Source organism: Kitasatospora sp. NPDC059648 (assembly GCF_042734825.1).
Taxonomy (GTDB): Bacteria; Actinomycetota; Actinomycetes; order Streptomycetales; family Streptomycetaceae; genus Kitasatospora.
The window spans coordinates 1-1512 of sequence record NZ_JBHWDU010000228.1 but is presented as its reverse complement, the minus strand read 5'-3'; the positions used below and the strand labels follow the sequence as shown (position 1 = coordinate 1512).

2 protein-coding genes are annotated in these 1512 nt (G+C 72.8%); one reads left to right on the top strand and one right to left on the bottom strand.

All coding sequences use genetic code 11. The features are described 5' to 3' along the window. Positions 1–117: 117 nt before the first annotated feature. A complete protein-coding gene (locus ACFV1W_RS40620; RefSeq protein ID WP_380422609.1) occupies positions 118–621 on the top strand; it encodes a hypothetical protein in 504 nt (167 codons plus the stop codon). Here ACFV1W_RS40620 and ACFV1W_RS40615 read toward each other — a convergent pair. Continuing rightward, positions 602–1512, bottom strand: a 911-nt coding sequence (locus ACFV1W_RS40615) for an IS5 family transposase (RefSeq protein WP_380422607.1), incomplete at its 5' end; no start/stop codon positions are given. The two genes, ACFV1W_RS40620 and ACFV1W_RS40615, sit on opposite strands and share 20 nt — an antisense overlap.

Below are 1512 nucleotides of genomic sequence, written 5' to 3'. Positions count from 1 at the left end.
AGAAGCGATTCCCAAACCGAAGGTAGGGTCACGTTTTCGCAGGTGAGGTGTGTGGCCGTCGCTCGGTAGGCATGCTCGGACCGTCGTGTTGGTGCGGGGCGTGGTCGGAGGTGGCGGATGCCGTCGGTGCTGGGGGTGCTGGAGCGGCGTGAGCGGGTGGCGCTGGCCAGGGCGGAGGAACTGCGCGCCGAGTTGGAGCGGGTCCAGGCCGCCGTGGCGGAGGCGGATGAGGCCGCGCGGCGCGCGGTGATCGCCCGGGAGGAGACGGTGGCGGCCCTGGCCGAGGTGGCCGATGAGGCCGCGGTGCCCGGGGCGTCGGCCGGTGGACCGGTGGTGGAGCCGGTCGCGGGCGTGGCCGGGCCGCGGGTCGAAGTCCCCTTGTGGCGTGAGGGGTTGGGGGTGGAGATGCTGCCGCCCGAGTGCGCGCGGGTCGTGGCCCTGGTCGAGCGCGATGCGGCCGGAGGCGGGGATGGGGTGCGGGCGCGGGCGATGCGCGAGGATCTGGGCTGGCCGGCGAGTGATGCGAAGGAGCAGGCGGCCCGGTTCAGGGCGAAGCGGCTGGTGGAGCGGGGCTGGTTGACCGAGGTGCGGCCGGGGCTGTTCAGGCCGCGGACCGCTTGACGCGGCGCGGGGAGGGTCGGCCCGAGCGGGCCAGTCGGCGGGTGGCCGGGATGCTCGCGGCCCACCAGGCCATCGCCTCGGCGCTGTCGATGCGGGTCTCGTAGTCGCGGGCCAGGCGCCGGGCCCGGATCAGCCAGGAGAAGGATCGTTCCACGATCCACCTGCGGGGCAGCACGACGAACCCGGTGGCGTCGTCGCTGCGTTTGACGACGGTCAGTGCGAGGGCCAGGGCGGCGTGGGCGAAGGCGACGAGCCAGCCGGTGTAGCCGCCGTCGGCCCAGACCAGGGCGATGCGGTGGTGTTCGGCGCGCAGTTGTTCAAGGAGGTCGCGGCCGGCGTCGTTGTCCTTGACCGAGGCGGCGGTGACCATCACCACCAGCAGAAGGCCCAGGGTGTCCACGGCGATGTGCCGCTTGCGGCCGTTGATTTTCTTTCCGGCGTCGTAGCCGCGGGTGGCCGCGCCGACGGTGGCGTCGGCCTTGACCGACTGCGAGTCGATGATCGCGGCGGTGGGTTCCTCCTTCTTGCCGGCCAGTTCGCGCAGCATCTTGCGCAGTCGGCCGTAGAGCTCCTTGATGAGGTCGTTGTCGCGCCAGCGGCGGAAGAACCGGTAGACGGCCCGCCACTTGGGGAAGTCGGCGGGCAGGCTGGCCCAGCGCACGCCCTCGGTGACCAGGTAGCGCACCGCGTCGATCATCTGCCGGTGGCAGAAGCCCTCCGGGCGGCCCCCTTGCCCGTTCATCCAGGCCGGGACCGGCAGCAGCGGCCGCACGATCGCCCACTCCGTGTTGGTGAGGTCGGAGCCGTAGCGGCGGGTCCGGTCGGGCTGGTCGGCGGCGTTCCCGAGCCGGTGTGCGAGGCAATCGCACGACATGCCGGAGCTGGACACGG

What these genes read in the sequence shown, in the direction of transcription:
- ACFV1W_RS40620 (WP_380422609.1), top strand. Translation starts at nt 118, where the DNA reads ATGCCGTCGGTGCTGGGGGTGCTGGAGCGGCGTGAGCGGGTGGCGCTG.